Source organism: Pseudomonas sp. GM74 (assembly GCF_000282455.1).
GTDB lineage: Bacteria > Pseudomonadota > Gammaproteobacteria > Pseudomonadales > Pseudomonadaceae > Aquipseudomonas.
In genome coordinates this window covers 20097-46358 of record NZ_AKJG01000153.1, presented here as the reverse complement: position 1 = coordinate 46358, position 26262 = coordinate 20097, and the positions used below count along the sequence as shown (strand labels likewise).

20 protein-coding genes and 1 pseudogene are annotated in these 26262 nt (G+C 58.9%); 10 read left to right on the top strand and 11 right to left on the bottom strand.

The annotated features are described in order from the left end of the window. Positions 1–21: 21 nt before the first annotated feature. On the bottom strand, positions 22–1581 hold the full coding sequence (locus PMI34_RS03445; protein WP_032829895.1) for a GGDEF domain-containing protein: 1560 nt from the start codon (positions 1579–1581) through the stop codon (positions 22–24). Between the two features lie 434 nt (positions 1582–2015). Between PMI34_RS03445 and PMI34_RS03450 the strand changes: the two genes are divergently transcribed. Continuing rightward, complete coding sequence (locus PMI34_RS03450; RefSeq protein WP_008053417.1) at positions 2016–6068, top strand: glycosyl hydrolase family 28-related protein; 4053 nt, start codon at positions 2016–2018, stop codon at positions 6066–6068. 75 nt (positions 6069–6143) lie between these two features. Here the strand turns inward: PMI34_RS03450 and PMI34_RS03455 are convergent, their stop codons facing one another. Further along, positions 6144–7028, bottom strand: coding sequence for a LysR family transcriptional regulator (locus PMI34_RS03455; protein ID WP_008053415.1), 885 nt, complete (start codon positions 7026–7028; stop codon positions 6144–6146). A gap of 147 nt (positions 7029–7175) precedes the next feature. On the opposite strand from PMI34_RS03455, the gene PMI34_RS03460 reads away from it, so the two are divergent. The 4 genes from PMI34_RS03460 (at position 7176) to PMI34_RS03475 (ending at position 11138) form a co-directional block, all read left to right on the top strand. Next, the gene (locus PMI34_RS03460; protein ID WP_008053414.1) at positions 7176–8276 is read left to right on the top strand and encodes an alkene reductase; all 1101 of its coding nucleotides are present in this window, start codon (positions 7176–7178) and stop codon (positions 8274–8276) included. A gap of 216 nt (positions 8277–8492) precedes the next feature. Beyond that, complete coding sequence (locus PMI34_RS03465) at positions 8493–8948, top strand: glycine zipper 2TM domain-containing protein (protein ID WP_008053412.1); 456 nt, start codon at positions 8493–8495, stop codon at positions 8946–8948. 190 nt (positions 8949–9138) lie between these two features. Further along, entirely contained in the window at positions 9139–9954 is an 816-nt protein-coding gene (locus PMI34_RS03470; protein WP_008053411.1) for an AraC family transcriptional regulator, read from the top strand. 113 nt (positions 9955–10067) lie between these two features. Continuing rightward, a complete protein-coding gene (locus PMI34_RS03475) occupies positions 10068–11138 on the top strand; it encodes a threonine aldolase family protein (RefSeq protein ID WP_008053410.1) in 1071 nt (356 codons plus the stop codon). Between the two features lie 78 nt (positions 11139–11216). On the opposite strand, the gene PMI34_RS03480 is transcribed toward PMI34_RS03475, so the two are convergent. Both PMI34_RS03480 and PMI34_RS03485 read right to left on the bottom strand, forming a co-directional pair. Continuing rightward, positions 11217–12140 (bottom strand): NADP-dependent oxidoreductase, encoded by a 924-nt coding sequence (locus tag PMI34_RS03480; protein WP_008053409.1) that lies wholly within the window; start codon positions 12138–12140, stop codon positions 11217–11219. 75 nt (positions 12141–12215) lie between these two features. Further along, the gene (locus PMI34_RS03485) at positions 12216–12656 is read right to left on the bottom strand and encodes a DoxX family protein (protein ID WP_008053408.1); all 441 of its coding nucleotides are present in this window, start codon (positions 12654–12656) and stop codon (positions 12216–12218) included. 197 nt (positions 12657–12853) lie between these two features. Between PMI34_RS03485 and PMI34_RS03490 the strand changes: the two genes are divergently transcribed. Continuing rightward, positions 12854–13771 carry a LysR family transcriptional regulator gene (locus tag PMI34_RS03490; RefSeq protein ID WP_008053407.1) on the top strand — a complete coding sequence of 306 codons (918 nt, stop codon included), beginning with the start codon at positions 12854–12856 and terminating at the stop codon, positions 13769–13771. Positions 13772–13805: 34 nt separating this feature from the next. After that, positions 13806–14264, top strand: coding sequence for a metallophosphoesterase family protein (locus tag PMI34_RS03495; RefSeq protein ID WP_032829894.1), 459 nt, complete (start codon positions 13806–13808; stop codon positions 14262–14264). Between the two features lie 20 nt (positions 14265–14284). Here PMI34_RS03495 and PMI34_RS03500 read toward each other — a convergent pair whose 3' ends face one another. Beyond that, positions 14285–14743 (bottom strand): winged helix-turn-helix transcriptional regulator, encoded by a 459-nt coding sequence (locus PMI34_RS03500; RefSeq protein ID WP_008053404.1) that lies wholly within the window; start codon positions 14741–14743, stop codon positions 14285–14287. A gap of 135 nt (positions 14744–14878) precedes the next feature. On the opposite strand from PMI34_RS03500, the gene PMI34_RS03505 reads away from it, so the two are divergent. Continuing rightward, on the top strand, positions 14879–16138 hold the full coding sequence (locus tag PMI34_RS03505) for an MFS transporter (protein WP_008053403.1): 1260 nt from the start codon (positions 14879–14881) through the stop codon (positions 16136–16138). Here PMI34_RS03505 and PMI34_RS03510 read toward each other — a convergent pair. Next, a complete protein-coding gene (locus PMI34_RS03510) occupies positions 16069–18975 on the bottom strand; it encodes an EAL domain-containing protein (RefSeq protein ID WP_008053402.1) in 2907 nt (968 codons plus the stop codon). The two genes, PMI34_RS03505 and PMI34_RS03510, sit on opposite strands and share 70 nt — an antisense overlap. A gap of 190 nt (positions 18976–19165) precedes the next feature. Continuing rightward, positions 19166–19411: a hypothetical protein gene (locus tag PMI34_RS29445; protein ID WP_008053401.1), complete on the bottom strand. Its 246-nt coding sequence runs from the start codon at positions 19409–19411 to the stop codon at positions 19166–19168. A 293-nt stretch (positions 19412–19704) separates the two neighbouring features. On the opposite strand from PMI34_RS29445, the gene PMI34_RS03515 reads away from it, so the two are divergent. Then, on the top strand, positions 19705–21027 hold the full coding sequence (locus PMI34_RS03515) for a DUF1329 domain-containing protein (RefSeq protein ID WP_008053400.1): 1323 nt from the start codon (positions 19705–19707) through the stop codon (positions 21025–21027). Between the two features lie 30 nt (positions 21028–21057). On the opposite strand, the pseudogene PMI34_RS29440 reads toward PMI34_RS03515, so the two are convergent. Beyond that, positions 21058–21198 (bottom strand): annotated as a pseudogene (locus PMI34_RS29440) (LuxR C-terminal-related transcriptional regulator); the annotation flags it as partial. Between the two features lie 129 nt (positions 21199–21327). Here PMI34_RS29440 and PMI34_RS03520 point away from each other — a divergent pair. Beyond that, on the top strand, positions 21328–21936 hold the full coding sequence (locus tag PMI34_RS03520) for a trimeric intracellular cation channel family protein (RefSeq protein WP_008053399.1): 609 nt from the start codon (positions 21328–21330) through the stop codon (positions 21934–21936). 324 nt (positions 21937–22260) lie between these two features. Here the strand turns inward: PMI34_RS03520 and PMI34_RS03525 are convergent, their stop codons facing one another. From PMI34_RS03525 to PMI34_RS03535, 3 genes are all read right to left on the bottom strand, one after another. Beyond that, the gene (locus tag PMI34_RS03525) at positions 22261–23757 is read right to left on the bottom strand and encodes an aldehyde dehydrogenase (RefSeq protein ID WP_008053398.1); all 1497 of its coding nucleotides are present in this window, start codon (positions 23755–23757) and stop codon (positions 22261–22263) included. Beyond that, the gene (locus tag PMI34_RS03530) at positions 23754–24659 is read right to left on the bottom strand and encodes a dihydrodipicolinate synthase family protein (RefSeq protein ID WP_008053397.1); all 906 of its coding nucleotides are present in this window, start codon (positions 24657–24659) and stop codon (positions 23754–23756) included. Before PMI34_RS03530 ends, PMI34_RS03525 begins: the two co-directional genes overlap by 4 nt. A gap of 111 nt (positions 24660–24770) precedes the next feature. Beyond that, on the bottom strand, positions 24771–26102 hold the full coding sequence (locus PMI34_RS03535) for an MFS transporter (RefSeq protein WP_008053396.1): 1332 nt from the start codon (positions 26100–26102) through the stop codon (positions 24771–24773). Positions 26103–26262: the final 160 nt, after the last annotated feature.

The following is a 26262-nucleotide window of genomic DNA, read 5'->3' as shown; positions in this document are numbered from 1 at the left end:
TTTCATCATCGCTTCGTCAGATCAGGTCTCTAGCGTTTCAGTCATTGCAATGCCTTTGCGACCTAATTGTTTGACGCCATACATGGACTGATCCGCCGCCTTGAGCAAAGTGTCGAGACTCTGGCCGTGAACGGGAAATAGCGAAACGCCGATACTGCACGAGAGCAATCGTACTCCAGCGGTTGTCATGACTGGCTGCGCGATGGCTTCAAACAACCTCTCCGCCTTTTTTTCAGCACTCTCAGCGCTGGTAATGTCCGTAAGCAGAATGACGAATTCATCCCCGCCATAGCGTGCGACTGTGTCACGCGAGCGAGTCGCCTGAAGCATGCGACTTGCGACCGTTCGAAGCACTTGATCGCCTACTTCATGGCCGCATTCGTCGTTGATTTCCTTGAAGTGATCCAGGTCGATCAACAACACGGCAAACTGTGTTCCATTTACTTTCCAATTGCCGATGGCCTGCTCAAAACGATCGGCAAACAGGTAGCGGTTGGGCAGTTCGGTGAGTACGTCATGGGTTGCCAGATACGTTGCTCGTTCGTGCTCGACTTCAGCCCTTTCTATCGCCTTGAAATGCCGAATCAACACAAGCGGCATGAGGACAAGCGCCGAGGCCAAAACAGCAAGGATCACCAATGTTTCGGCGGTCAGAACATCCCCAAACCGTAGTTGACGCTCAAACAGCAACGTCATGGGCTGTGAAGCGTTTCTAATGTCGACCCGATCCGTCAGGCGCGGCAGGAAAAGCTGATCCAGGAAACCAGCCTGCTCGGTGTCTGTAGAAAACACGTTGCTTTCTGAACCAGCGCCGGTTTTCAGAACAGCGCTGATATGGACAAAAGGATCGACGTTCGCATCGTTCACGGCTTCCAATAGCGAGTCAGTTCTGATCAAAAGCAAAGACAACATCGTGCTGCCGAAAAAATTGGGGCGTGTGCTCTCTCTTGCATCCTCGGTCCGACGGACAGACTGCATCAGGATGTAAGCATTACCACCTTCGTACATCGAGAAAACCGGCGATACGACGGGTTTCTGGTTACTGCGGGTTCGAGCCAGTGCATATGAAAGATGCCCAACGGTTTCCAGCCTGACGCCATAGATCGAACTGGTTTGCGGGAGTGGCGGGTACATGAACAACACGGGCCAAGTCTCATTGAGAGAGACCTGATGCTGGGCAGGTTGCTGAGCGAGGTTCGGGAAATCCTTGAGCGCAAAATCCGGACGCCAGGTGCGTTTCAACAGTGCTTCAAATGCAGCCTGCTCGTCGATGGGGACCGCCCTTGCCGCCTCGAGCATGTAAATATGAGGGTACGCGGATAAAACCGCTGCCGCATAACGGGCTGCTGCTTCCGTATCGCTCTGGTCGACGGCCTGAAGAAAGGCTGAAAAACCCGACAATACCGCTTCATTGGTATCCAGCTGGTTGCGCACGATGCCGGAAATGTTCTGCACGTATTCTGAAAAACGCGTTTCCCGGCGTTCGGTCTCAGACTTCAGCAGTAACAAGGTCGAAAAACCAACCAGACCGACCGCAAAAAGAATGAATCCCACCAAGGAGCTGCGCCGCTTGGTAAACATCATTCGGGCTTCTCAACGTGCAGAGAGTACGTGGTGCCGATAGGAATAAGTAAGGCGAAGGTAAGCGCTATGGTTTTCAAGCGAGGTGCAATCCATGCAGTAAAAGGGGAAGTCCAAAGTATTACGGTGCCAGTATCTCACTAAACCTCGGGGTAAACGTAGAGCCCACTTGAAACGCCCCGGACTCTCCAGACACCTTCCACACAGCTTTCCACCAGTTCTTTGGCGGGTCCACTTCGACCTCGCTACCTGAGCGAGCGTCAACAAAACGTTATCCCTTCGAAACATCTCATAACCGCTAATCAGTTTGATCGGTTTTTTGACGATCCTCCGATATGCGGTCACAACTTTTGCGCTCCGTTGGGTCATAAACCGGTAGCTATCGATTGAATATTGGCACTACCGAGGTTCTCGCCTGATACGGAGATAAACTCATGATTTTCAATGTACAAAATTTTGGCGCCAAAGGAGATGGCATCACTGACGACACGGCGGCGATACAAAATGCAATTGATGCGGCGGCCGCTGCCGGCGGGGGGCAGGTTTACATGCCGACCGGAACTTATATCGTTTCCGGAGGTGAGGAACCCTCCGACGGCTGCCTGATGCTCAAGAGCAATGTCTACCTGTATGGCGACGGCATGGGCGCAACCACCGTCAAGGTGGCTGACGGCTCCGACACCAAGATCACCGGGGTCATCCGCTCCGCCTATGGCGAGCAAACCCACGACTTCGGCGTCAGCAACCTCACCATCGACGGCAACCGTGACAACACCACGGGCAAGATCGACGGCTGGTTCAACGGCTACATTCCCGGCGAAGCGGGCTTCGACTCCAACGTCACCCTCGACAGCGTCGAGATCAAGGACTGCTCCGGGTACGGTTTCGATCCCCACGAGCAGACCGTCAACATGGTCATCAAGAACAGCGTGTCCCACGGCAATGGCCTGGACGGTTTCGTTGCCGACTTCCTCAGCGACAGCACTTTCGAAAACAACGTCGCCTACGACAACGACCGGCACGGTTTCAACATCGTTACCAGCACCCACGACTTCACGCTCACCAACAACGTTGCCTACAACAACGGCGGTACCGGCATCGTGGTGCAGCGCGGCAGCGAGGACATCCCCTCCCCCAGCAACATCACCATCACCGGTGGCGAGGTGTACGGCAACGGAGCCGAAGGGGTGCTGATCAAACTGTCCAGCGAGGTGACCGTCAGCGGCGTCGACATCCACGACAACGCCAGCACCGGGGTCCGCATTTACGGCAGCAACCACGTCGAGATCATCGACAACACACTCAACAACAACTCCCTGGGCAGCCCCGTACCGGAAATCATCATCCAGTCCTACGACGACACCCTGGGCGTGTCCGGCAAGTACTTCAATGGCAGCGATAACATCATCCAGGGCAACATCATCAGCGGCAGCAACCTGTCGACCTATGGCGTTGCAGAGCGCAATGAAGACGGCACCGATCGCAATGCAATTATTGGAAATACCATCAGTCACACCAGCAACGGCGCCACGCTGATCTATGGCGACGGCAGCTATGTCAGCGCCACGGTGCCGATGACCATCGTACAAGGTACGGACGGCAACGACACCCTGCCGGGCAGCGCCGCCAGCGAGATTTTCTACGGCGGAGCCGGCAACGACACTATCAATGGCGGGGCCGGTGGCGACATTCTGGCAGGTGGTGCAGGCATCGACAAACTCACTGGCGGTACCGGCGCCGATACGTTCCGTTTCACCGCTCAGTCCGAGAGTTACCGCAACGCAACCACAAGCTTCGATGACAGCATCACCGACTTCGACGTCACCCAGGACAAGATCGATCTCGCCGATCTCGGTTTCACAGGCCTGGGCAATGGCCGTGGCGGCACCCTTCAGGTCAGCTACAGCGCCAGCAGCGACCGTACCTACATCAAGGACTTCGATGCCGATGCCAGCGGTAATCGCTTCGAGCTGATTCTCTCGGGAAACCTCGCCGGTACCCTGACCGCCAGCCACTTCATCTTCAATCGTGTGATCACCGGCACCAGTGCCAGCGACTCGCTGCTGGGTAGCGATTCGGGCGATACCCTGCTCGGTCTGGCGGGTAATGACAGCCTCAGTGGCGGCGCTGGCGACGACAAGCTAGACGGCGGTGCCGGACGCGACTCGCTGTACGGCGGCGACGGTGCCGACACCTTCCGCTACAGCAACGTACTCGACAGCTACCGCGACTACGACACCGGCGGTGTCACCGCTACCGACACGATTTATGACTTCACCGCGGGCGTCGACAAGATCGATGTTTCGAGCCTGGGGTTTCTCGGTCTCGGCGATGGCAGCAATGGCACGCTGTACCTGACCCTCAATTCAGCCGGCGACAAGACCTACATCAAGTCCGCCGAAGCGGATGCCGATGGCAATCGTTTTGAAATCGCCCTCAACGGCAACTACCTCGACACCCTGACCGCCAGCGACTTCGTGTTCGGCGAGCCAGCCCGGCAGGACATCCTCTACCTGCCCACCCTCGGCCAATCCAATGCGCGCCTGCTGCGCATGACCGAGGACGACGCTCAGTCCGGCACCTCGATGCTGGTCAACGACCTGGACCGCTACACCCCCTATGACGTGCGCAGCCAGTTCACCGATGCCAATGGCAACGGCATCGACATCGCAGTGGGAGGCAGCACGGTCACCGGCCTGTCGACGCTCAGCGCCGGAGAGCTAGAGTTGTGCTGGTGGCTGACCGACACCAACCAACCCGGGGCTGCGCTGTTGCGCGCCGTGACGCTGCTGCGGGACCAGATCAGCGAACTGCAATCGATCAGTAACGTCACCATGGGCATCATTTGGGGCCAGGGCGAGGAAGCCGCCCAGGAGGTCGCCCGCGCCACGGACAAAGCAGCGGCAGCAGCGGCGTACAAGGCCGCGACCCTGAAGGTGTTTGATTACCTGCATGCCCAGTTCGGTAACTTCAGCGTGTACATGATGGAAACCGGTCACTACGACCAGGACGCAGCGCGTGCCCGTGGTTATTCGCAAGAGAAGATTGCCTCGATCGTCGAGGGGGCTGGCTATGTCCGCGCCGCCCAGGAAGCCATCGCCGCAGAGCGTGCCGACGTCAAGCTGGCAGTGGACTACACCGACCTCCCTTTGCGCCACGAAGTCGATCCGCTGACGTATCCCGATGACGTCTGGCACCTGCACGAGGAGTCGGCGGAGATCGTCGGCCAGCGTTTGGCCGACTACATTGCCGGTGACCTTGGCTTGCAGGGCAACCCCAACGACAACAACAGCGTGCAGGACATTTTCGACAACGCCCGGAACTTGATTTCCGGTACCGCCCAGGCCGATACCCTGGTGGGCAGTTCGGACAACGACACACTGGATGGCGACCTGGGCGCCGACACCATGACCGGTGGCAATGGCAACGACATCTATGTGGTCGACAATGCGTCGGACCGTGTGGTGGAAACCAGCACCTCGACCTCGCAGATCGATACGGTGCAGGCCTCGGTCAGCTGGACCCTGGGCGCCAATCTCGAGAACCTGGTGCTCACCGGTGTGTCGGACATCAACGGCACCGGCAATGAGCGGCACAACTTCATCACCGGCAATGCCGCCAATAACCTGCTCGACGGTGCCGCAGGAGCCGACAGCATGAGCGGCGGCGATGACAACGACACCTACTATGTCGACAACGCCGATGACGCCGTGATCGAGATCAACGGCAATGCGGCGTCTGGAGGGGTCGACAGCGTACACAGCAGCGTCGCGGCCTTTACTCTCGGCAACAACGTCGAGCATCTGTATATCGACAGCACTGGCGCCGCCAATGGCACGGGCAATGCGCTGGACAACACGCTGTTCGCCGGCCCCGGCAACAATGTGCTGGACGGGCGCGATGGCATTGACACGGTGTCTTTTGAGCGCGCCCTCTCCGGCGTTACGGTAAACCTCTCGACCTCGGCGCAACAAAACACCACGGGCTCTGGGCTCGACACCTTGAGGTCCTGCGAAAACCTGACGGGAAGCGCCTACGCCGACAGTCTGTCGGGCAACAGCGCCGCGAACATTCTGAACGGTGGTGCGGGCAACGATACGTTGGTGGGTGGTTCGGGTAATGACCGGCTGATCGGCGGTGCAGGCACCGACAACCTCACCGGTGGCACTGGCGCGGACACCTTCGCGTTCAGTGCGCTGTCGGACATGGGCGTGGGGGCTTTGCGCGATGTGATAAACGGTTTCAAGAGCATCGAGGGCGATCATCTGGATTTCACCGGCCTGGACGCCAGGCCGCTGACCACCGCTGTCGACGCCTTCACCTTCATCGGCAGTAACGCCTTCGACCCTGCCAACGCCACCGGACAACTGCGCTTTGCCGATGGCGTTCTCCAGGGCAGTGTCAACGCCGACGCCACCCCCGAGTTCGAAATCCAGCTGGTGGGCGTCCAGCAGTTGAACGCCAGCGATTTCACGGCCTTGGGTTAAGCCCACACCCTGCGGGAGCGGCTCGCCCTGATGCCGGTCAGTCAAGGGTGATACTGAACCCGCAGGCGTAAACGATCAGATGCGCAAGTGAGCACTCATGTAGTCAATGAACACGCGCAACTTGGGCGAGGCATAACGGCTGGCTGGCCACAGCATCCAGAAGACGACCTGGCGGTCAATGTAGTCGTCCAGCACCGTGACCAGCTGGCCGCTTTCCAGCGCTTTACGCACCAGGAAAGCAGGCAGAAAAGCAATCCCCCTGCCCTGGATCGCGGCGTAGGCAAGAGGCTCGATCGTGTTCGACGTCATCGTGGCGGGCAGCACCGGTTCAGCCTCGGAGGCTTCGAGCCGCAGCGGCCAACGCTCCAGCTTTCCGGTTGCGGGGAACTTGTGTTGCAGGCATGAGTGGCGTTCCAGTTCACGCGGATACGTGGGTACGCCATGCCGCTTCAGATACGTCGGCGACGCCACCAGCACATGTGCGCAGGAACCCAGGCGGCGTGCAGTCAAGCGTGAATCGGTTTGCTCGCCGGTGCGAATCACCGCGTCGAACCCCTCCTCGATCACATCGACCATACGGTCGCAAAAATCGATATCCAGTTCGACTTCCGGATACTGCTCCATGAACCCGTCAAAGGCCGGCATCATCAGCTCGCCCAGTAGCGGAGTGCCCACCCGAAGTCGCCCTCGTGGACTGCCAGCCAGACCTGACAGCTCGGACTCGGCAGCGGTGACCTCGCTGAGGATGCGCCGGCAGCGCTCAAGAAACAGGGTCCCCTCGGCCGTCAGCGTGATACTGCGTGTGCTGCGATGAAACAGCCGCACATGCAAGCGCTCCTCCATCCGGGCGATGGTTTTGCCCACGGTCGAGGACGACACCCCCAACTGGCGGGCGGACTCGGTGAAGCTGCGCGTTTCGGCAACCTGCACGAACATCGAGATGCCATTCAGACTTTCCATCACTTTTCCTGCCTGCTCCGGTAGAACCCCACCAACAGGGCGGGATTACGGAAAAAACATCCGAAATGTTCGGCCTCAGGGGATATTTTTCTCCGGGAATTTTACGCCTACATTGCGCCCATCCCACCACTGATAGGTATCGTTGTCATGTCCAGACTGCATACGAGTATCCAGATAGGCCCATACCAGATTTCCCATCGCGTCGTTCTGGCGCCACTGACCCGCATGCGTGCCGAGCCGGGCGCCATCCCTGGCCAGTTGATGGCCGAGTACTACGCCCAACGCACCACCGCCGGTGGCCTGCTGATCGGCGAGGCCACTATCGCCGCCGCCAATGGTAATGGCTACCTCGGTGCTCCCGGTCTGTATGACGACAGCCAGATCGCCGGCTGGAAGCTCGTGACCGACGCCGTTCATGCAAAGGGCGGCAAAATCTTCCTGCAGCTCTACCATGCGGGGCGCCAGTCCAATAGTCTCCTGCAACCAGGCGGTGCCCAGCCGGTGGCCCCTTCCGTCGTGGACCACGGCGGCCTTGCCTACACCGAGTCCGGCTGGACCCCCGGCTCCCCGGCGCGCGAACTGACCATCGCGGAAATCCGCGGGCTGGTGGACAGCTTCCGCGCCGCGTCCGAACGCGGTATCGCAGCCGGATTCGACGGCGTGGAGTTGCACTCGGCCAACGGCTACCTGTTCGATCAATTCCTCCAGGACGGCAGCAACAAACGTACGGATATCTACGGTGGCTCGTTCGAGAACCGCAGCCGCTTCCTGCTGGAAGCGGTAGAGGCGGTGATCTCCGTCTGGGGCAGTAATCGGGTGGCGGTGCGTCTGGGGCCGAGCGGCAATTTCGGCGATATGTCCGACAGCGATCCCATTGGCCTGTTCACCTATGTCGCGCGCGAACTGAACAAGCTGGACCTCGCTTATCTGCACCTGATCGAGCCGCGCATCCTGGGGGTCGCCGAAGACGAGCGCCGCGACCAGAATCCGGTGGCGTCCCAACTCATCCGCCAGCACTACAAGGGCACGCTTATCGCGGCGGGCGGCTTCTCCGGTGAGTCGGCCAACGCAATCCTCGAGGCCGGCGATGCAGACCTGGTCGCGTTCGGTCGCCACTTCATCGCCAACCCAGACTTGCCAGAGCGCCTGCGCAACGGCTGGCCGCTGAACCCGTACGACCGCGAGTCGTTCTTCGGTGGCACGGAAGTGGGTTACACGGACTATCCATTCCATACTGAAGTTGCGTGATGACCTGCGCCTACGAATGCCAACGGGCAGTCGCTGAAGGCGAATTAGTCATGTTGAACGGTCGCTTCACTGGCCTCGGCCATCCCCCGCCTGGCGTTCTGAACCACCAACCTCACGCGCAGTGCGCAAGCAAACAAGCGCATGAACCGGACATTTTCGTCTAACGTCATTGGATGCGTGTGCATGACCCACTTCCCCGGAAAATGGAGTTCGACGATGAAAACAATCGCTTCCTGGCTGACGATTACGCTTTTTGGACTGGTGCTTGGCGGCTGTGCCGCGGTGGGCGCCGGGGGCGGAGGTGCTGGCGAGATGGAGATTCGTTCAGGGAAAATCGAGCAGATTACACAGACCCAGATGCAGACCAATCACGATAGCGGTGTCGGCGCCATCATGGGGGGTATTGGCGGCCTGGCCCTGGGAAGCCTGGTCGGCCAGGGAACCGGCCGGGATGTGGCGATGGTCGCCGGTGCCCTCGCGGGGGCGGCAGGCGGCAACTACGTTGAAAAGAAAAAGTATGATCAGCCCGTGGACGCACAGCAGATCATCGTGCGCACCAACAGCGGCGTACTGGTTCAGGTGACCCAGCCGATCAACCCGGCGCTGAGAAAAGGCATGAACGTATACGTCGAAGGTGCCGGAAACGAAGCGCGGGTGGTGCCACAAGGTTAAGGGCGACTACAGGATGTTGCGCAGCGGACAATTGAGCCGTAATCACTTGCTGCGCAACATCCTCATGGCGAGCGACTTCGGTTGACACTCAATGACTCATGGACGACCTCTGGCAACCCATGGATCTATACCTCTTGCGCGCTTAAACTCTGGGTCTCTCGCCCTCCTCGCCGATTGTTGAACGGGTTTCATGACTGAGCAAGCCAAGTACCATCACGTGTCCGACGTACCAGGCCTGGTGCTGGGGTCCGCACGTTTTGCGGATATCGGCTTCGATCGCCATTACCACCTCGATTTCCACATTGGTTTTGTCACCGAAGGCGTCCAGCGTCATCGGTCGAAGGGCGAGTCGTTTCTTTTGGGGCCGGGAAGTGTTGCCCTGATGCCGCCGGGCGAAATCCACGATGGCGTGTCCGAGGGCGGCGGCGCTTATACGCTCAAGACATTCCGCCTGTCCCAGGCGCTGGTCGCGAGCCTGACCGAGGAGATCAGCGGTCAGCCGAAAGAGCTTGAATTGGCCGGTGCGCTGCTCGAAGACACCGGGCTTGTCGCTAACCTGCGGGCGTTGCACGAAGCGATGCAGCAGGCCGTCGGACCCGGCAGCCTCGCGGTGCAAACGCAATGGTTTACCCTGCTTGAACATCTGTTGAGCCAGTCACGGGCGATCAGGCCCGAATCGATTACCGGCACGCTATCGCCCCTGCAATGGTCTCGCGTCAGGGACTATTGTTTCAGCCACATCGATCAGCGAATCACCCTCGATGATCTCGCTGGCCTGTGCGGGCTGGGCCGCTTCCCGTTCCTCAAGCAGTTCAAGCGCACCATCGGCATGACACCCCACGCCTGGCTGCTTCGCCTGCGCCTCGAACGGGCCTGTGGCCTGCTCGCTCGCAGCGTGCTACCCATCGTCGAGGTCGCCCACGCCGTCGGCTTTTACGATCAAAGCCATTTCAATCGCGCCTTTCGGCAGGCATTCGGCGTCGCGCCATCGCGCTACAGGACTTAGTCCGTCGGTCATCAGCCGACCGTCAATTTTTTACAAGCGCGGCGACCCTCACCCTCCATAGGATGCGCCAATCCGGGCGAAACACCTTCGCCTGCGCAGCCGAGAACTGGATGATGAACGGTGAAACAAACAGACCGCCCGCGCTGGGTTTTTCAAGTGACAACATCGCCGGTGCATCGCCGGAGGTGGCACAAGCCCTCGTCAAACACAGCACGGGCCAGGCGAGCCCCTATGGCACCGACGAGTTGACGGCGCAGGTCCGGCGCAAGTTCTGCGAAATCTTCGAGCGTGACGTCGAGGTCTTTCTCGTGCCCACCGGCACCGCCGCCAACGCCCTGTGCCTGAGCGCGATGACGCCACCCTGGGGCAACATCTACTGCCACCCGGCCAGCCATATCAACAATGATGAATGCGGCGCGCCGGAGTTCTTTTCCAACGGCGCGAAGCTGATGACCGTCGACGGGCCGGCGGCCAAGCTGGATATCGTTCGACTGCGCGAGCGCACTCGCGACAAAGTCGGCGACGTACACACGACTCAACCCGCCTGCGTCAGCATCACCCAGGCCACTGAAGTCGGTAGTATCTACACCCTGGACGAAATCGCAGCCATTGGTGACGTCTGCAAATCCTCTTCCCTGGGATTGCATATGGATGGATCGCGCTTTGCCAACGCCCTGGTGTCGCTCGGCTGTTCCCCGGCCGAGATGACGTGGAAGGTCGGCGTGGATGCCCTGTCGTTTGGTGCCACGAAGAATGGTGTGCTGGCGGCGGAAGCCATCGTCCTGTTCAACACCGCCCTCGCCACCGAGATGAGTTATCGCCGCAAGCGCGCAGGCCATCTCTCTTCCAAGATGCGTTTTCTGTCGGCGCAGATCGATGCGTACCTGACCGACGATCTCTGGTTGCGCAATGCACGCAAGGCCAACGCTGCCGCCCAACGCCTGGCACAAGGGCTTGCTGGCCTGAGCGGCGTTGAGGTGCTCGGTGGCACCGAGGCGAACATCCTGTTCTGTCGGCTGGATTCGGCAATGATCGATGCGCTGCTGAAGGCCGGCTTCGGGTTCTATCACGATCGTTGGGGACCGAATGTCGTTCGTTTTGTCACCTCATTCGCCACCACCGCCGAGGATGTCGATCACCTGTTGAGCCAGGTGAGGCGAGCTGTTGACCGGACACACGAGTAACGGTCGCCACACAACACAGCCGCTGATGGGCGTCTCCAGTATCGACGCCCAACTCTACGGACAATCACTGGCAATCACTTACCTCTTGGTATCGAGGACAAGCCGGCCGCGCAAGTGACGGCCCATGCTTTTTTCGATCGCCACGCTTGATTCACTCAGGGGGTATGCCTTTACGTTGACAGTGAGGTGTCCCTTGTCGAACAGTTCGGCGATGAGCGAGAGCTGCCGGCCATCCGAACGGGTGGTGAAGTTCGCGGGGGTCACGCCGTAGTCGTTGGCCAGCGACATGTTTGGGGCGCTCACGGGCGATACCAGCACACCGTGCTTTTTAAGTACTGCAAACGAACGGGTTTGCGTTTCGCCACCCACCAGGTCCAGTACCACATCGAGGCCGGATACCTGTTCCTCGAAAGCCTGGGTGGTGTAGTCGATGGTGTAGTCCGCCCCGATTTCCTTCAGGTAGGCATGATGGTGTGCCGAGGCCGTTGCGTAGACTTCAGCGCCCAGGTACTTGGCAATCTGCACGGCCATGCTGCCCACGCCACCGGCTGCGGCGTGGATCAACACTTTCTGGCGACGCTGCACGCCAGCGTGTTCGGTCAGTGCCTGCCAGGCTGTCAGGGCCGATGCCGGGACAGCGCCAGCCTGCAAGGCACTGAGTGATTTTGGTTTGAGCGCCAGCCTGCCAGCCTGGGCAACGGCTTTGGTCGCATAACCGCCGACGATGTTGATGAAGCCGAACACTTCATCGCCGATGTTGAATTCAGTGACGTCCTCCCCCAACGCGACGACGGTGCCGGCCACTTCAACGCCCGGCGTATAAGGCAGCGGCAACGGGATGAACGCTTTCATGGCACCGGACAGGATTTTCCAGTCGATCGGGTTGACCCCGGCTGCGGCGACATCGATCAGCACTTCACCGACACCGGCGACAGGGTCTGCAATCTCTTCCAGGCGTAAAACGTCAGGACTGCCGTATTCGTACACGCGTAGGGCTTTCATGGTGGCCTCGGTAATCGAAAAGAAGGGATAAAACATTACGCTGCGAGGGTGCGAGCCCCGCGCAGCGCGGGTCTATCAACGACGGCGAGCGTCGAGGCTGAAGCGACCGGCACCAAAGGCCACGACCTGCAACAGGCCGCCAGCCATCGCGATGTTCTTGAAGAAGTGGATGAACTGGTTCTGATCGCCCAGTGCGTTATGGAACGCCAGCGCGGTGAACACGCTGAACACGGCCAGTACGGCGGCGACGGTGCGGGTGCGGTATCCGGCAATCAGTGCCAGGCCGCCGCCGATCTCTACAATGATCGCCACCGCCAGTGCCAATTGTGGAAACGGAAGGCCGACCGAACCGATATAGCCGACCATCATTGCCGGAGCGGCGAGTTTCGAAAAACCGGAAAGGATGAAAATTGCGCTAAGCAGTACGCGGCCGATCAACGAGGCCGAGGCTTGGGTCACATCGGAGCGGCTCTGTTCAGAGGTGGTTGATTGAGCGATGTTTGCAGAGTTCGTCATGGGATATTTCCTACAGTTAGGTGCGATTCAAAGGGAAGCGCCTTGGTGAGGAAATGTTGCGCTGCATCAGCTAATCTGAATAGCTGACTAATTTAGATCATTAAATTCGATTTATTAGAAAAGCACACCCGCTCAACCGGTAAAGGAGAGACAAATCGTGCAATTTTCCGAGCGACGTCCGGATCAAGGAAACAGGCATGATCTCTGACCCCGGAACACCGACGCTGGACCAACTGCGAGTGTTCCTGACGGTCGTGGAAGTCGGCAGTTTCGCGGCGGCCGCCCGAAAACTTCATCGCGCCACTTCGGTTGTCAGCTACTCGATCGCCAACCTGGAAATGCAGCTCGGTGTGTCTCTGTTCGACCGCCAGACAACCCGCAAACCCCAGCTCACCGATGCCGGTCGCACCGTACTGGCCGAAGCCCGGACCATCGCCAATAGTGTTCATGGACTACGCGCCAAAGTGAAGGGCCTGCTTCAGGGGCTCGAAGCCGAAGTGCACGTGGTGCTCGATGTCATGCTGCCCCCCGAACGTGTGGTCGACGCACTCAAATCCTTCCGCGAAGAGTTCCCGACCGTTGCCCTGCACTTGCACATGGAAGCCCTCGGCGCGGTCACTGAACGGGTGGTCAACCGTGGTGCGATAATCGGTGTCAGCGGCCCCATGAACGAGGGCATCGACGGTATCGAGAGAATGGGGGTCGGCAGTGTCGAGTTGATTCCCGTGGCGGCCCCGAATCATCCGCTGGCATCAAGCGACTCGAATGTTCCCGGCGCCGGGCGAGAGCACACGCAACTGGTGCTGTCCGATCGTTCGGTCCTGACCAAGGACAAGGATTTCGCCGTGCTCAGCAACCGCACCTGGCGCCTGGCGGACCTTGGCGCCAAACACATGCTGCTGCGTGAGGGCATCGGCTGGGGGAACATGCCGGCCCCGATGGTCCGGGAAGACCTGGAGAGCGGCCGACTCGTACAACTGAACATTCCGGAATACAAAAGCGGGATTTACGCCTTCGACGTCATCTACCGCACGGATCTGCCACCGGGGCCGGCCGCGAGGTGGTTGATCGACCGCTTCGTTCAACAAAGCTGCGCGCAGGAGACATCCCCTTGAGCCTGGAACCAGAATGCCGCTCGATCCGCCATCAATGAAAATCGGCGTCATCTCCGACACCCACGGTTTGCTGCGCCCCGAAGCCATTGCCGCCCTGCAAGGCTGTGATCGCATCCTCCACGCGGGTGATATCGGCAGCTCGGCTATCCTCGAGCAATTGGCCGCAATCGCGCCGGTGGATGCGGTGCGTGGCAACAATGACCTGGACGCCCCCTGGGCGCGGGAGTTGCCCGATTGTCTGCGCCTGGAGTTCAACGGCTGGACGGTTCTGCTGGTGCATGACATCGTCGATGTAGCGGTCAATCTTGATGACGGTATCAAGCTGGTGATCACCGGTCATTCGCACAAACCCCGCATCGACTGGCGCGGTGAACGGCTGTTCCTGAATCCAGGCAGCGCCGGGCGCCGACGCTTCAAATTGCCTGTCACCCTGGCGTTGCTTGAAGTCGTTGGGCAATCAATCGAACCGCGGCTGGTGTCGCTGCTCGACTGATTCGCCTTCAACCGTTCGATTCACGACTCGTCTGCAATCACCCTCACTCTGTGACAATCCGACGGTCCAAGTTTCTGGCCGCTCACGGAGCGAACTTCAATCGGCATCAGGGACTGGCCGGACTCATTGTCCAGCAACACCGAACGCGTCTCGTCCCGCGTGAACAGAAACCGTTCGCCCCACTGCCTCATACTGATCACCACGGGAAAGATCTCCCGTCCTTTTTCCGTCAGGACGTATTCCTTGTAGGCACTTCCATCCGATGCAGGTTGAACGTCGAACACACCGACCTCAACCAACGTCTTCAGGCGCGATGCCAGAATGTTCTTGGCCACCCCCAGGCTTTTCTGAAATTCGCTGAATCGGCGAATGCCGTCGAACGCGTCGCGAATGATCATGAGCGACCAACGATCCCCGATGGCTTCCAGTGTTCGTGCTACCGGGCATTCGCTGTTTTGCGATGAAGGGGCTGCGACCATCGTGTTTACCTTTTGGATAAGGACCGCCAGGTCCGTCGTCTGGCTTTAAGCAATGTGGTTGCAATATGAAACCTGATTCGATAACAATTGAATCAAGTTGCTAATTGAAACCAGTTTAGCGCCACGGAGGCTCACTTGAAAGCAGATACCGATTCAGCCACCCATCCTTTCGCCGCGCAGGCTTCGGGGCTTTCTGCGCAGCTCACGTTTCTGTTTTCGGTCGCCTGCGCGCTTGCCGTCGCCAACGTCTACTTCGCACAACCTTTGCTCGATTCAATGGCCCGGAGCCTGAATGTGGCCCCATCAATGATCGGGTTTGTGGTGACGGCGACTCAGGTCGGTTACGCGCTGGGGTTGTTGTTCATCGTCCCGCTGGGCGACTTGTTGAACCGCAAAGGGCTGATTCTGACGCAAATGCTGCTGTCTTCGATTGCGCTGGCGGGCGTTGGCGCCGCACAGCAATGGCTGACCCTGTTGGGGGCCATGATCGCCGTGGGTTTGCTGGCAGTAATGGTTCAAGTGCTGGTGGCCTGCACCGCCGCGCTGGCAACGCCGGCACAACGCGGCCAGGCCGTGGGGACCGTCACCAGCGGCATTGTCCTGGGCATTCTGCTGGCGCGATTCACCTCCGGGCTGATTGCCGATCTGGCGGGCTGGCGCACCGTGTATTTTGTTTCCTCGGGATTGATGCTGACCCTCGCGGCGGTGTTCTGGAAAGTGTTGCCCCCCGCAGTGACGCCACGCAGTCGATACACCTACCCGGCACTCATCCGCTCGCTCTTCACGCTGTTCTTGACCGAACCGGTGTTGCGAACCAGAGGCCTGTTGGCCTTGCTGATCTTTGCCGCTTTTTCCGTGCTGTGGACATCCATGGTGCTGCCGTTGAGCGCCCCTCCACTGTCGCTTTCACACACGCTCATCGGCCTGTTCGGCCTGGCGGGCGTCGCCGGCGCCCTTGCTGCCAGAAGATCCGGTCGCTGGGCCGACCAGGGGCTGGGGCAACGGGTCACCGGCATTTCGCTGGCGATCCTGACGCTGTCCTGGCTGCCCATCGCCTTTGCACAGTCGTCACTGATCGCGCTGGTTTGTGGAGTGGTCTTGCTCGACTTCGCGGTGCAAGCCGTCCATGTCACCAACCAGAGCCTGATTTTTGCCGCACGACCCGACGCCCAAAGTCGCATGGTCGGTGCCTACATGTTCTTTTACTCGGTGGGCAGCGCACTGGGTGCCGCCGCCGCGACCCAGGTGTATGCGCTATGGGGCTGGATTGCCGTCAGCCTGTTGGGTGCCTTGATCAGTGCAGCAGCCCTCGTGCTGTGGTTTTGTCAGCAACCCCGGGGACCGAGCAGTGAACTGGCAAACAGTTCCTTCAAGGCCATCGGCTTGGCAAAATGATAACCTTGGGCCTGCCCTGCCCCCATTTCACGCAGCAACTCCAGCGTCGCCTGATCCTCGACGCCTTCGGCCACCACACTCAGGTCCAGCGATTCGGCCATCCGCACAATGGCCCGGACGATCGCGCGACTGCGGGCGCTGGTGGTCAGTTCGAAGATAAACGACTTGTCGATTTTCAAGCCGCTGAAACGGTATTGATGCACATAGCTCAAGGATGAAAACCCTGCGCCGAAGTCATCGAGCACCACCGTCATGCCGTTGTCGGCCAGTTGCTGCATGGTCTGGCGGGCAATCGCCGGTTCGGCTACCAGTGCCCCTTCGGTCAACTCCAGGCAGATTCGCGATGGCGAGACCCGGTGCTGCGCCAAAAGTGCCAGCACCTCAGTGGCGAAATCCGGGCGCGTCATGCTGTAGCTGGAGCAATTGACGTGCACCGGCGGCCAGTCGGCGTGTTCGGGTTGTGCGAGGATCGTGGCAATGCTGGTGAGCATGTACAGGTCCAGTCGACCGATCAGGCGCAAACCCTCGACATCCGGCAGGAACTCGCCCGGTGCGATCACCCGGCCCCCCGGCTGGTGCCAGCGGATCAGTGCTTCAAGGGCCAAGAGTTCGCCGGTGTCGACGCTGACGATCGGCTGGAAATACGGCAGCAGTTCGTCGGTGCGTTTGAGCGCGTTGCGCAAGGCCCCTTCTCGTTCGACCTGGTCCGAGACTTCACGGCGCACTTCCTGGTTGAACACCGCGTAGCTATCGCGCCCGGCACTCTTGACCCGGTACATCGCCGCATCGGCATCGCGCAGCAAGTCGGCAGGCTCGTGATGGACCTGACTGTCGGCGCTGACGATACCGATACTGCAGGACGAAAAAACTTCATGGCCATTGATGAAGAACGGCAGGTCGAATGCCACCAGGATCCGTTCGGCGATTTCAATCACCACCTCCAGCGACGCCTCGGGAGCCAGCACCGAAAACTCGTCGCCTCCCAGACGCGCCAGCATGTCGGTGTCGCGCAGGCAACCGCGTAAACGCTGGGCAGCCTGCATCAACAGCAGGTCGCCAAAATGGTGGCCGAGGCTGTCGTTGACCATCTTGAAGCGGTCGAGGTCGATGAACATCACCGCCAGGGGCCCGCCTTCGCTGCCGAACCGCGACCAGGCCAGGTTGAGGCGCTGCTGCAGGTAGGTGCGATTGGGTAGCCCGGTCAGCGCATCGTGGGAGTTTTCGTGCTGCAACTTGGCATTGGCGTAATCGAGCTCGCGGGTGCGGCTCTGTACCCGGGCTTCGAGCTGGAGGTTGGCGGCGTGGATCGCTTCGGCGGCCGTGCGTCGCGATAACGCGGTGTCTATGTGCCGCGACACGAAGGTCAACAGTTCCTGGTCACGCAGGGTATAGCGCACCTGCGAGGTATAGCTTTGCACCGCCAGCACACCGCGTACCACGTTGTCTTCGAACAGAGGTATGCCCAGCCAGGAGAAGGAGCGCACCGACTCATGGGCAATTTCGATTTCACCCTGCGCGGACAATCGCTCGGCCTCGCCGACGTCAATCAGGCAGGGGCGGCGCTGACGGATGATGTACTCGGTCAAGCCCCGGCGCCCTCGGCGTGCCGTCGGGCAGGTCGTCTGCCGTTCATCCACGTAATAGGGAAACGTCACTTCACCGGTCCCGTCGTCAAACAGTGCAATGTAGAAGTTCTGCGCAAACAGCAGATCACCGACGATGCCATGCAGGGTCCGGAACAACTCGGCCATGTCACCCGGCTGACTCGACAGTTCTGCAATCTGGAACAGCGCGCTTTGCAGATGTTCGGCGCGTTCCCGGTCCGTGACTTCCTGGCGCAATGCGTCGTTGACTGCCGAAAGCTCCAGGGTGCGACGCAACACCGTTTCTTCGAGGTCTTCCCGGTGCAGAATCCGGTCCAGCGCCATGGCCACGTGGCGGGCGACCACCAGGAACAGCGCGCGGTCTTCAGCGCTGTAGATGCGAGAAACGTCGTAGACCTGCATCGCCAGCATGCCAAACACCTCGTCCGAGGCATTTTTCAACGGCGCGCCCATCCAGTACTCGGGACGATCACCCACGCAGTGGAAACGGTCCTCGGCCTGGGCCGCGAGAATACCGGCGGCATCGATCAGCAACGGCTGGCCGGTGGTCAACACCTGGCCCGTCAGCGACAGCCGCGAAGGGTCCAGGTATTCGTAGTTTTCGGATTCCAGAGCATCGACGTCGATGATGTCGACGTAATACGGGTAGTCGATCTTGCCGGTGTGCGGATCATACAGCGCGAGATAGAAGTTCTCGGCGTCGATCAGGCTGGCCAGCAGCCGGTGAGCCCCCACCAGGAACTCTGACCGGTCACGGGTCGAACTGGCCAGATAGGTAATTTCATACAGCACACGCTGAGTGATCTGCGCACGGGCCAGGGTATTGGTCTGTAGCTCGATGCCCAGGCGCTGGGCAAGTTCGGCAAGCGCCGGTTCCGCGGCATCGTTGACGGGTGCGAGCAGCCAACCCAGCTCACTTTCGCCCCTGCCAGTGGGCCAGCGGTGCAGGTTCGAAGCCAGGCAAAAGGCTTCAAAATCATCATTCGCAACGCTTGAGGGCCAATGTCCCCGTGGGTCACCCTGGCCAACCCGATGCAACTGTTCACCGGCGCGGTAAAACGCCCAAGCGGTGGTATGGGCCCAGTTGCGCGCCGAGTCCAGCAGTTGTCCGATCCTGTCGTCGTTGCCGGCGCAAGCCATGCCGACGGTATCCGGGTTCCCTGGAGGGTGAAATGCGGCAACTGCGTCATTGCTCGATTGCCGCGGGGAGCCGGTCAGTGTACGAAAACTCATCAGCGCTCCCTGAGCCAAGACTGCTGAAACTCACTGGCTGATTGCTTTCAATGTGCCATTTGGCTTTCCGTTTAAAGCTTATGGCGGTTTTTTTCAATGATTTTGTTCAATTTAGTGCCAGGTATGAGACGGACTGCAAATTATTCGCTGTGTTGTCCAGACCTGGCTTCCATCACTCGAAGCTGACGTATCAGTCGTCGTTGTCATCGCGATCACGGTAGCGACGGTGATCGCGATCATAGTCACTACGATCATAGCCACGACGATCATAGTCACGGTCATAACCTCGGTCATCGTCCCCTCGCTGGTCGTAACCACGTCGATGGTCATGATCGTGATATCGGCCGTACCGCTCTCCGTCATCCCAATGCGGGCCGCAGCCTCCCAACAAGACGGCGCTGGAAATGGCCACGATCAAGATTACTGCGCGATTCATAAAAACGTCCTAAACGTCGGAAGTATGGAAGAGTCATAGCTGTGACCATTGAGTAACCCGATGATTCCTTTGAGAAATACAAACAAGTGATGGTCACTCTCCCCATCGAATGCGCGCCGAGGCTGTCCGGGCCTGTCATGAATAGCCAAGGGGCTGTCGTCGAATGAAAAGCGCCCCTGATACGGGGGCTTTCTAATGGCAGTACTGAAAAGGTCTCTGGCGATGAGTCGACGTAAGCGACTGCTGCGCCTGAGTCACGAGTTGCCTGGTACGCCAGGCAGGAGAATAACAATATGAAATTCGTGAAAAGTCTTCTGGCTGCCGTACCCCTCATGGCGCTGGCCATCGATGCCCAAGCCTATGTATCGAGCCAGGAAGCTACTCGGCTGGGCACCAGCCTGACGTGGGTGGGCGCCGAAAAGGCCGGCAATGCCGACGGTTCCATTCCGCCCTACAACGGTGGTCTGACCACGGCCCCATCCAGCTTCAAGACCGGCGACAGCATGCGCCCGGACCCCTTTGCGGGCGAAAAACCGTTGCTGGTGATCAACGGCAGGAACGTCGACGCGTACAAAAGCATGCTGACCGCCACCACAGTGGCGTTGGCCAAGCGCTACCCCGACTTTCGCATCGACGTCTACCCGACCCACCGCACGGCATCGCTGCCACAGGCGATACTGGACAACAGCCGCAAGAATGCCACCAACGCCAGGTCCCTCAACGGCGGGATCGCCATCGACAATGTGATGCCCGGGGTGCCTTTCCCGATCCCGCAATCCGGCGCCGAAGCGATGTGGAATTTCCTGCTGCGCTACCAGGGCGTCAACATCCATTCCAAGTACGACTCCTGGAGCGTCGACACGGCAGGTGTACCGAGCCTTGCGGTCACCGGCGAGGCATTCATCTCCTTCCCGATCTACGAGAACCTGTCGAAGCCGTTCAACAGTTCCGACATCTACTATCAGTTGAAACTGTCCTATACCGGACCTGCGCGCCGAGCCGGCGAGTCGATCATGCTCAAGAACGCCACCAACCCGACGCAGTTCCCTGGCCGCGCCTGGCAGTACATGCCTGCTCAGCGCCGGGTCAAACAGATCTCGATCCTGGCCTACGACACCCCCAACCCCGGTACTGCCCGTGCGCTGGAACTGTACGACTGGACACTGGTGGGCAAGCAGGAAATGATCGTGCCCTACAACACGTACAAACTCACCTACGCCCGCGCTGCCAAGTCGCTGACCACGCCCAACTTCGTTGCCCCGGACTTCGTACGCTGGGAAAAGCACCGGGTCTACGTCGTGGAAGGCAACCTCAAGCCAGGGGCGAAGCACATCTACCAGAAGCGTCGCTTTTACCTGGATGAAGACACCTGGGCCGCGGTGGCCTCCGATCAGTACGACACCCGTGGCCAGCTGTACCGTGGCTCCTTCGCGTTCTTCAGCCAGAGCTACGACCAGCAGGTCCCGGACGCCACCCCTTTCATGACTTACGACCTGTCGAAAGGCACCTACAACATCAACGGCGTGGTGGGCCCGCATGGCGGCATCCGCTACATCGAGCCGCTATCGACGGCGCAGTGGGTGCCAGAGTCCATGGCGGGTGCCGGTATCCGCTAGGTCCGTGGTGAAGCAACATACGCTCATGCGCTTGTGCACCTTCACGGTGCCTTCCGATATGTTCAGCACGGCGGCAATCGACGTATTGCTATGGCCTTGCAGGATCAGCTTGACGATATAGCGCTGGGTCTCCGTAAGTTGTCACTGGAGGATGTGAACGAACGCATCTTCGGTCCTCGCCTCCGTACTTTCCGAGCCCACGGCACTGATCAGGGTTGACAGCATTTTCGCGTCAGCGGCTTTCATATTGATCATACTTGCGTGGTTCTACTGCCGGGTCACCTGAGAAGGGAATACAACATGCATTATCTCCAGGAAATGCTAGGTATTGCGGTGTTTTCCATCACAGGTGTGCTGGCTATCAAGAAAGCCGATGTCGATTTGTTTGGTGCTGTGGTGCTCGGAATCATCACGGCTATTGGCGGCGGCACTCTGCGAGATCTGCTGCTGGATCTTCCGATCTTCTGGATTGCCGACTTCAACTACATCTGGGCTGCCTTGCTGGCAGCACTGCTGGGTTTTTTTCTGACCCAAAGACTGCAACAGCGTTATCGACTGTTGCTTTATCTCGATGGGTTAGCGGCAGCGCTGTTCGGACTGGCCGCTACCGAGAAAGTCCTGGCATTACATCTTGCGGCGCCATTGGCAGTGATGATGGGGGTGCTGACCAGTATTGGAGGCGGCATCGCGCGTGATGTCCTGGCCGGAAGAGTCTCGTTGCTGATGTCACGTGACATCTACGCCACGCCCATTTTGCTGGGATGCACGCTCTATGTTCTGCTGCGCGACGTATTCCCCACGATCTGGATCGCCGGCTGGATTGCGTTGATTTTCACCTTCGGCTTGAGGTTTCTCGCCATCTACAAGCATCTTCAGATGCCTGCGATCTTCTCCACCAAACAGGGATAAGCCGTCCAGGCGCTTTCGGGCGTATGGACCGCAAATAACGGGAACTTTCAAAGGGCAGCAGCGATGCTGCCCTGCCCTACACACTTACTGCGCAACCACCTTGGTTTGAACTGAATGCCCCTGGGGTGAAAACACAATCGCCAGACGATGATTGTCGCGCCAGCCAGCATCCGATAAGACGGCGTGTCATTGAATAACCACCACGCACAGGCAAAAGACAGAGTTGGCTTTTTGTTTTTTTTTGCCATTGTTTGATGCAACACCCATCCCGACATTCGTGGTATTCGGGATGGGTGTGCATACCGCTGTCATCCGTTCGGCAGATTACCGCTCAGAGACGTCGATCCAGATGGTCTTGATTTCGGTGTACTGATCGTGGGCCCAGATTGACTTGTCGCGCCCGCCAAACCCGGACTCCTTGTATCCACCAAACGGCGTGGAAGCGTCACCCTCACCGAAGCAGTTGACCGTCACAATCCCTGCGCGAATTTCCCGCGAAAGCTTGATGGCGTTGCGCAGGTTGTCGGTGTAGACCGAAGCCGCCAGGCCATACACCGAGTCATTGGCCAGAGCGATGGCTTCGTCAACAGTGTTGAACGTAGTGACCGCCAGCACAGGGCCAAAGATCTCTTCCTGGAACAGCCGGCTATCGACACCGACGCCATCGACAACGGTAGGCTCGACAAAGATGTCGCTCTCGGTGTTGCCGCCATAAACGACGTCGAGTTTTTCGACGACCGCTCGCTCGAGGTAGGAACGAACCTTCTCGAAATGCGCTTTGCTGACCATGGCGCCAAGACGATTGTCCGGATCCAGTGGATTACCCATCTTCCATTCGCGCATTTGCACGCCGATGCGCTTCAACAACTCGTCCTTGATGTCCGCATGCACGATCAAGCGCGAGGACGCCGAGCAGTTTTCGCCCATGTTCCAGAACGCGCCATTGACGACGTGGCTGGCGACCAGATCCAGGTCTTCGATGTCATCCATCACCACAGCCGGATTCTTGCCGCCACACTCCAGCACAATGCGCTTGAGATTCGAATCCGCCGCGTAGTTGAGGAACTTGCGGCCGGTGGCTGTCGAGCCGGTGAAGCTGACCATGGACACATCCATGTGGCGGCCAAGCGGTTCGCCCACTTCACTGCCCCCGCCGGACAGCACGTTGAACACACCGGCGGGCACACCTGCCTCATAAGCCAGTTCGGCGACACGCAGGGCCGTCAAGGTGGTTTCCTTGGCTGGCTTGACGATGATGGAACAGCCCGCGGCCAGCGATGGGCCGATTTTCCATGCCAGCATCAGCAGCGGGAAGTTCCAGGGCAGAACCAGGCCGACGACCCCGATGGCTTCACGCACCACCAGGCTCAACGCGCCGGAACCGACCGGTGCGGTGCTGTCGTAGATCTTGTCGATCAGCTCAGCATGCCAGCGGATCATGTGAATGGTTTCTGGAACATCCGTGAGTTGGCACTCGCGAACGGGTTTTCCGCTATCCAGGCTTTCCAGGACAGAAAGCTCGTGGGAGTTCTGCTCCAGCAGATCGGCAAAGCGCAACAACACCTTCTTGCGCTCGCCGGGGCTCAGTTTATGCCAGCGGCCATCTTCGAAGGCCTCCTTGGCCTTGGCCACCGCGAAGTCAACGTCTTGAGCGTTGCAGGCCGTGATCTCGGCCAGCACGTCATTGGTCGCCGGGTTGGTTGTGGTAAAGGTTTTGCCCGACACCGATGTGTAGGACTCACCGTTGACGAACGACTGAGTCGGAAACTTCTGTTCCCGGGCAATGGCGGCATATTCTGCCGCGCTGAGAAGGCCAGTCATTTTGCGCTCCCGGTCACCTGGGCGACGTCACGTTTCAGAGTGGTGATGATGTCTTGCAAGGCCTGTTTCTCGTGCTCGTACAGAGGTTGCAGAGGCGAGCGCACGCCACCGGTGCGCAGGCCGTTCAACGCGCAGCCAGCCTTGATCGACTGCACGAATTTACCGCTTTCCAGGAAGTCCATCAGCGGCATGAAGGCGCTCATAATCTTGCGGCCTTTATCGAAGTCTTTTTCCACGACGCAGGCCTCGTAGAGCGCAACGTGCTCGCGCGGAATGAAATTCGAGCCGGCGCAAACCCAGCTGCGCGCGCCCCAGGCGAAGAACTCCAGCGCCTGGTCATCCCAACCACAGGATAGGCTGATGTTCGGATACTCCCGTGCCAGACGATGGACTTGCGCCATGTCGCCGGAGCTTTCCTTGATGGCCACGATGTTTTTGCTTTCGGCTACGGCGGCGAAATATTCCGGGCCCATGCTGACGCCCATGCGTGCCGGGTAGTTGTAGAGCATGATCGGCAAGCCGGCGGCGCGATCCACGGTCAGCGCATGGATGGCGTTTTCTTTCTCAGTAGGCAACGCATAGGGCGGAGAGCCCACCAGAATCGCATCGGCCTTGATCTCGCGAGCGGCCTTTGCGTATTCGACGGAGTCTTCGGTGCGGATTGCACCGGTACCAATCACCAGCGGCAGGCGTGCGCCAATGACATCTTTGGCCTGGGTCGCCAGTTCGATGCGCTCTTGAGTGGTGTGGGCATAGTACTCGCCGGTCGAACCACCAATGATAATGCCATGCACTTTCGACTCAATCAGATACTCCAGCACGTCGGCGAAAGCGGGCTTGTCGATTTCACCGCTCGCGGTCAAAGGAGTGATTGCCGGGGTATAAATGCCTTCGAATTTCATGATTGCCTCTCCATCACTAAGGGGATTTTATTCAACCTGGCGTCCACCGCCATTTATCAGGGACAACTCATTGCCTACGGCTCAGTTGCAACTTCTCAACTTCTCAACTTCTCAACTGCTCAGCGCCGCTGCGTCGCGCAAGTTCAACGAACGTGTTTCAGGTGCCATGGCCCAAGCCGCCATCAGGCCGATAAAGGTGACCACAGCGGCCACATACATCGTGTTGCCGATACCCAACGTCTGTAGCGAAACAGGTACCAGGTAAGTGCCAACTGCTGCTCCCACACGGGAAAGAGAAGTTCCGATGCCTACGGCAAATGCTCTTATCTCTGTAGGGAACAACTCGTTGGGATAAACAAGCTGCAGAACTTGTGCTCCACCGATAAAGACCGCATAGGCGCCGAACAGGAAGAGCACCAGCACTTCATTGCTGTGTGAAAAAGTCGCCAACCCCAACAGCGCCAGACCCGACCATAGGAAGCTGTGAATCAGCATGCAGCGCCGGCCAATCGTGTTGATCAGCCTTGTCGCGAGTACACAACCCACAACAAACAGCATGGTGATGATCATGGAACCGTAAGAAGCCCACTCCCCTTTCAGATTCAACGCCAGGAGGACCTTGGGGGCGAAGGCATAGACTGCAAAAACAGGAATGATCGAGCAGGACCAGAAGATGGAAACAAAGAACAAGCGTTTCCCATACCCGGAGTGAAGCAAATCCCGGAATGACATTTTCTTCTGGTCTGGCTCTTCAGGAAGATCTCGAAGCGAATAGTGCTGACCGTACACATGCTTGATCACGCGCTCGGCATCAACCTCGCGACCCTTGCTCAAGAGCCAGCGCGCGGACTCAGGGGTACCGACGCGCAGCAATAGCAGCAACAGCCCGATGACGGAGGCACTCGCCAGGGCATAACGCCAGGCGTCATCCCCACCCACATTGAGGATTGAAGTGCCAACAACATAGGCAAACGCCGCACCGGCAAACCACAGGATGGTCAGCGCCGCGAGCCTGGGGCCGCGTTGTTTCTTCGGCAGGAACTCGACCAACAACGACGTGGCCACCGGGTATTCAATACCCACCGCCAGACCGATGATAAATCTGAGGGCGAACAACACTGGCGCGGATTCGACCCAAAACTGTGCCAACGAACAAACGATGAACAGCGTAGGACCAACGAAATAAACCTTTTTTCGACCCAGCCTGTCGGTCAACCAGCCACCGATGAAACCACCAAAAAACACCCCCATGAGTGCCGATGCGGCAATCATTCCTTGCCAGAACTCCGACAAGTTCAGAGCGGATGTTATTTGCATCATCGCTATACCGATAATGCTCAGTACATAACCGTCTACAAATGACCCGCCCCCGGAACGGGCTGTCAGCAAACGGTGAAAATTATTGAGAGGAACATCCTCAATAGAGGTATTAGGACTTGTCATTATTGTCTCCTATTTCGCTTCGGTCATTCAGATGGCTGAAGCGCAAACCCAAAATCCGGGCGAATCAAAGCCGCCTCGATAAGAAACCATCAGCCTTAATGGACTAACCAATAAGCTAAAAACTTCGAACCAATTATTTAACGTTTAACTTTCCTGTCAG